The 5,537-nt window shown below is 66.6% G+C and carries 8 protein-coding genes and 1 pseudogene; all 9 read left to right on the top strand.

The genetic code is table 11. From position 1 onward, the window contains the following. Positions 1–483 (top strand): flagellar basal-body rod protein FlgF (flgF, locus tag EN745_RS28885; protein ID WP_127422810.1); only part of this gene is annotated, 483 nt, incomplete at its 5' end. A 4-nt stretch (positions 484–487) separates the two neighbouring features. Continuing rightward, positions 488–1,894, top strand: coding sequence for a flagellar protein export ATPase FliI (gene fliI, locus EN745_RS28880; RefSeq protein ID WP_127422809.1), 1,407 nt, complete (start codon positions 488–490; stop codon positions 1,892–1,894). Then, positions 1,875–2,720 carry a hypothetical protein gene (locus EN745_RS28875; RefSeq protein ID WP_127422808.1) on the top strand — a complete coding sequence of 282 codons (846 nt, stop codon included), beginning with the start codon at positions 1,875–1,877 and terminating at the stop codon, positions 2,718–2,720. The genes fliI and EN745_RS28875 overlap by 20 nt, the downstream gene beginning before the upstream one ends. 103 nt (positions 2,721–2,823) lie before the next feature. Beyond that, complete coding sequence (gene flgB / locus EN745_RS28870) at positions 2,824–3,204, top strand: flagellar basal body rod protein FlgB (RefSeq protein ID WP_127406387.1); 381 nt, start codon at positions 2,824–2,826, stop codon at positions 3,202–3,204. A 2-nt stretch (positions 3,205–3,206) separates the two neighbouring features. Further along, positions 3,207–3,626 carry a flagellar basal body rod protein FlgC gene (gene flgC / locus EN745_RS28865; protein WP_126058490.1) on the top strand — a complete coding sequence of 140 codons (420 nt, stop codon included), beginning with the start codon at positions 3,207–3,209 and terminating at the stop codon, positions 3,624–3,626. After that, positions 3,623–3,955, top strand: coding sequence for a flagellar hook-basal body complex protein FliE (locus EN745_RS28860; RefSeq protein WP_127406386.1), 333 nt, complete (start codon positions 3,623–3,625; stop codon positions 3,953–3,955). Before flgC ends, EN745_RS28860 begins: the two co-directional genes overlap by 4 nt. 9 nt (positions 3,956–3,964) lie before the next feature. Then, on the top strand, positions 3,965–4,753 hold the full coding sequence (gene flgG / locus EN745_RS28855) for a flagellar basal-body rod protein FlgG (RefSeq protein ID WP_127406385.1): 789 nt from the start codon (positions 3,965–3,967) through the stop codon (positions 4,751–4,753). A 6-nt stretch (positions 4,754–4,759) separates the two neighbouring features. After that, a complete protein-coding gene (gene flgA / locus EN745_RS28850) occupies positions 4,760–5,305 on the top strand; it encodes a flagellar basal body P-ring formation chaperone FlgA (RefSeq protein ID WP_127406384.1) in 546 nt (181 codons plus the stop codon). After that, positions 5,305–5,537 (top strand): annotated as a pseudogene (locus tag EN745_RS28845) (flagellar biosynthesis protein FlgI); the annotation flags it as partial. The gene flgA and the pseudogene EN745_RS28845, both read left to right, overlap by 1 nt.

The following is a 5,537-nucleotide window of genomic DNA, read 5'->3' as shown; positions in this document are numbered from 1 at the left end:
ATCCAGGGCGATGCATGGTTTGCCATCGAAACGCCGGCCGGCACGGTGATGACCCGTGACGGCCGTTTTTCGATGAACGAGAACGGCGAGTTGATGTCGATCGAAGGCTATCCTGTGCTCGACGGCGGCGGCGCGCCGATCCAGCTCGATCCGCGCAACGGCCCGCCCAAGGCCGGCGCCGACGGCTCGCTCCGACAGAACGACCAACTGGTCGGCGCCATCGGCCTCTACAATTTCGATCCCGGGCAGAATTTCGTCCGCTACAGCAATTCCGGCATCGTGCCCGCGCGGACGCCTGAACCTGTCACCGATCGCTCCGACGTCGGCGTGGCGCAGGGCTTCCTCGAGGAATCGAACGTCAATCCGGTGCAGGAAATGACCCGCCTGATCATGGTCCAGCGCGCCTTCGAGAATACGGCGGCGCTGATACGGCAGACCGATGCGACCACCGACGACGCCATCAAGACGCTCGGTTCCAAGTAGCGGCATGTCGACCAGCCTGCCCTCGCTACGCGCCCTGGAAAGGCAGCCTGATGCAGCACCCCGCGACCGGCTTGCCGCGTTGGAACGCGTCCTGCGCCGCTTCGATGGCGCCGCGTCCCTGCTCCGGCGCGGCGGCCGCGTCGCCGAGATCTCGCCGACCCATTACAAGGTGCGCGGTCTTTCCGACATCGCCAGGCTGGGCGACATTGTCGAGCAGCGCGGCCATGCCGGCGCGCGGCGCGGCGAAATCGTCAAGATCGGTCGTGACGAGGTGGTCGTGGCCCCGTTCGAGCGCAGCGCCGATGCCGGCATAGGCGATGCCGTGTTTCGGCGCGGGCCGCTGGCGGTGGCGCCGCATATCTCGTGGCGCGGACGCGCCATCGACGCGCTCACCCGTTCAATCGACGGCGGCCCGCCGCTGGAAAGGTCCGCATCCGCCTCGGGCGAGGACGCCACGACGCCAGGCGCCATGGCGCGACAGCGCGTCGGCACCGCCTTCACGACGGGGGTCAGGGTCATCGACATCTTCACCCCGCTCTGCTTCGGCCAGCGCCTCGGCATCTTTGCCGGTTCCGGCGTCGGCAAGTCGACGCTGCTCGCCATGCTCGCCGGAGCCGACGCCTTCGACACGGTCGTCGTTGCGCTGATCGGCGAGCGCGGCCGCGAAGTGCGCGAATTCCTCGAGGATACGATCGGCGCCGAAAGCATGGCCAAGACCGTGGCCGTAGTTGCCACCAGCGACGAGAGCGCCATGATGCGCCGGCGCGCCCCGGACACCGCCATGCGCGTCGCTGAGCATTTCCGCGACCAGGGCCACCGCGTGCTCCTGGTGCTGGATTCCATTACCCGCTTTGCCCATGCGCTGCGCGAGGTGGCGACCGGAACCGGCGAGCCGCCGGTCGCGCGCGGCTACCCGGCCTCGGTGTTCACCGACCTGCCCAAGCTGCTCGAGCGCGCCGGGCCTGGCGCCGAGGGCAAGGGGTCGATCACCGCCATCATCTCGGTGCTGATCGACGGCGACGACCACAACGATCCGGTCGCCGATTCCGTGCGCGGCATCCTCGATGGCCATGTGGTGCTCGACCGCGCGATCGCAGAACAGGGCCGCTATCCGCCGGTCAATCCGCTGTCGTCGATCTCGCGCCTGGCCGACAAGGCCTGGAGCGCCGAGCAGCGGATGCTGGTGACCAGGCTGAAATCGATGATCTCGCGCTTCGAGGACACGCGCGACATCCGCTTGCTCGGCGCCTACCAGGGCGGCGCCGACGCCGAGCTCGACATCGCCGTCCGCCAGGTGCCGCTGATCTACGAGGCGCTGACGCAGTCGCCGAAGGACCGCGCGTCCGTCGATCCGTTCGCCGACCTCGCCCGCTACCTGAAGGGAAAGCAGAATGGCGATGCAGGAGAGTGAGCGCCAGTACACCGAGCGCCTGCTGCGCGAGATGCTCGACGACGCCAGGGCCAAGGAAGACGCCAGGGCTGAGGAAGCACGGTCCGCCACAGCAAAGGCCGCTCGCGCTATGGCCGCCAAGGTCGCGGTCAGGACCGGGGCCGTCCTGGCCAAGGCGGCGAAGCCCGCTCTCCCGAGGACCGCCGGGCCTGCTAGGACCGTCGGGGATGATTTGCCCAAGGCTTCCCAGGTTGAGGTCGCCGAGACGATACAGGCAAGCCGCGATTCACTGATCGATGACCTGTTCCCGCGCACGGAATGGCCCACGCCGCCAAAGGCGGAATTTCCGCGGCTGGGCAAGAAGCCTGACCGGCGCAGCGATTTTGTCGTTGCCGCGCTCGGCGTCACGCTCGGTCTGATCTGTGCGCTATTTCCCTGGTACATCTTCTTCAATCAGGAACAGTTCGGCGTGCAGGCCATCAAGTTCGGCGGCAGCGGCACCAATGCCGGACGCGTCAGCGGCGGCTCGCAACTGGAAAATCCCGGCCAGCCGCTGACGGCCAAGGATGTTCCCGATGTCGACTTGTTCGCCACCGGCACGTTGCAGGATCCCGAGGACCCCGCCCAGGCTCCGAGCGTCGACCAACAGCCCTTTCCGGCGGACCCCAAGTTCCGCATGGTGCATGTCGCCAACGGCCGCGCCATGATTGAGGACGACGCCGGCCTGTGGATCGTCCAGCGCGGCTCGAAGCTGCCGGACTCCAGCATCGTCTCGTCGATTGAGCAACGTGGTGGCAAATGGGTCATGGTCACCAGCACCGACCAGGTGATCGAACTCTCCAAATAGCGGCGCGCGGGCCAGTAGCACGGCGCTGCGCCATGCCCGGCCCCGCGCAAGGTCCGCGCAAGACTGGCGGCCTAATCTTTGGGAACCCCGCCCGGAGATTCCCATGGAGCCCGTCAACCTTTTCGATCTCGCCACCAAGCAATCGCAGTGGCTGGCCGTGCGCCAGTCCGCAATTGCCTCCAACATCGCCAACGCCAACACGCCGGGCTACACGGCGGGCGATGTCGAGCCGTTCGAGAAGGTCCTCGACCGTACGGCGGTATCGCTGCAGGCCACCCAGGCCGGGCATCTCGGCACCCAGGCGACGAATGCCGGCTTCACCGTCAAGCCGGAGGAAGCCACCGGCTCGATCATGCCGTCGAAGAACACGGTGGCGCTGGAAGACGAACTGATGAAGGCCGGTGAGGTCCGCCGCTCCTTCGAACTCAACACCGCGATCGTCAAGGCCTTCCACTCGATGATGATGATGGCTGTGAAGAGCTGACCATGGACGCGCTTACCGCAGCCCTCAAAGTCGCAGCATCCGGCCTTGGTGCCCAGTCGGAGCGCCTGCGCGTGGTGTCGGAAAACCTCGCCAACGCGCAGTCGACCGGCACCACGCCGGGCGCCGATCCCTATCGCCGCAAGACGATCTCCTTTGCATCCGAGCTCGACCGCGCCACCGGCGGCCAGCTTGTCGAGGTCAGCTCGGTAGAGCGCGATCCATCCGATTTTCCGATCGAGTTCCAGCCCGGCAACGAAGCCGCCGACGAAAAGGGCTACGTCAAGATGCCCAACGTCAACGTGCTGATCGAAATGGCCGACATGACCGAGGCCAATCGCTCCTACGAGGCCAATCTCCAGGTCGTCAAGCAGGCGCGCGATCTGATTTCCATGACCATCGACCTGATGAGGAACCAGCAATGATCAGCGGCATCGGCAGCATTGGCGCGCTCAAACCGGCAACCGAAGGCGCCGGTGTGGCGACCGACGCCCTCCAGGGCATCGTCGCGCCGACGACAGCGACCGAGACGGTCGGCACATCCTTCGCCCAGGCGCTGAGCCAGGCAGCGTCGAAAACCGTCAACACCTTGCAGAATGCCGAGCAGGTGTCGATCCAGGCGCTGCGCGGCGACGCCGACACTCGCCAGGTGGTCGACGCGGTGATGAGTGCCCAGCAGGCTCTGCAGACGACCATCGCCATCCGCGACAAGGTTGTCTCCGCCTACCTCGAAATCAGCCGCATGAGTATCTAGGACCGCGTCATGAAAGCACTTGCCATCGCCGCCACCGGCATGAACGCCCAGCAGACCAACCTGGAAGTCATCGCCAACAACATCGCCAACATCAACACCACCGGCTACAAGCGCGCTCGCGCCGAATTCTCCGACCTGCTCTATCAGGTCGACCGCACGCAGGGCGTGCCCAATCGCTCCAACACGTCGCTGGTGCCGGAAGGTGTCTCGATCGGCCTCGGCGTCAAGACGACGGCGGTGCGCAACGTCCATACCCAGGGCGAGCTGACAAGCACCGGCAACAGCTTCGACCTCGCGCTGACCGGCCGGGGCTGGTTCCAGATCGAGGGTGCCGACGGCGGCACGCTCTACAGCCGCGCCGGCGCCTTCAACACCAACGCCACCGGACAGCTGGTGACGGTCGACGGCGCCAACGTCGTCCCCGCCATCACCGTGCCAACCGACGCGGTCGAGGTCATCGTCAACAAGACGGGCCAGGTCTTCGCCCGCATCGACGGCCAGACCGATCTCCAGCTTCTCGGCCAGCTGCAGCTCGCCAACTTCTCCAACGAGGCCGGGCTGGCGCCGCTCGGCGACAATCTGTTCCAGGAGACGGCGGCTTCCGGCCCGGCCAATGTCGGCGTGCCCGGCGACCCCGGCTTCGCCACGATCGAACAGGGCTACCTGGAATCGTCCAACGTCGATCCGGTCAAGGAGATCACCGAACTGATCTCGGCGCAGCGCGCCTATGAGATGAATTCGAAGGTCATCCAGGCCGCCGACGACATGGCCTCGGTCGTGTCCAAGAACATCAGGTAACAGATCATGCTTGCGCCGGCCCACCGCTCCCTCCGCCGCGCCGCGCTGGCTCTCGCGCTGGTGGCCGGCGGCGTGCCGGCGTTTGCCCAGGAAGCCGGCGACAATCAGGCCGGCAACCAGAACGCCAGTCAGCTCGCGGCCCGCAATACCGGTCAGGCCGCCGGCGATGTCGTGCTGATCCCCAACCGGGTCATCTATCCCGGCGAGACGATCGACCTTGCCGCCCTGAAGCAGGTGACGCTCGTTCCCGGCAAGCACAAGCCGGAGGCCGTCGCCACCCTCGCGCAGGAACTCCATGGCAAGGTCGCCAAGCGCACGCTGCTGCCGGGCCGCTACATTCCGACCGCCGCCATCCGCGACGCTTGGCTCGTCGAACAGGGCGCTGCGGTGCAGATCTATTTCACCGCCGGCGCCCTGACCATTTCGGCTTCCGGCGTTACCCTGCAGCCGGGCGCCGCCGGCGACCTGGTCAAGGTCCGCAACATCGACAGCGGCAAGATCATATCCGGCACGGTGATGGGCGACGGCACCATCATGGTCGGCGCTTCATGATGCGCGGACTTGCCTTTCTTCTGGCGGCTGCCCTTGGCCTGCAGCCGGCGTTGGCCGACGGGCTCGCACCGAAGGCCAAGCGCGAGCTTGCCGCGAAGAATGGCGGCGCCTTCAATGATCCGGAATATGACCCGGCCACCACCACGCGGATGTTCCGCGTTTCGACCGGGCCAAGCACGCTGCCGCCGGGCCAGGTCGCGGCGCGCATCAAGGACATCGCCCAACTGCAGAG

It is taken from the genome of Mesorhizobium sp. M4A.F.Ca.ET.022.05.2.1 (assembly GCF_003998845.1).
GTDB lineage: Bacteria > Pseudomonadota > Alphaproteobacteria > Rhizobiales > Rhizobiaceae > Mesorhizobium.
The sequence above is the reverse complement of the archived record's forward strand: the minus strand, read 5'-3'. Positions and strand labels throughout refer to the sequence as shown.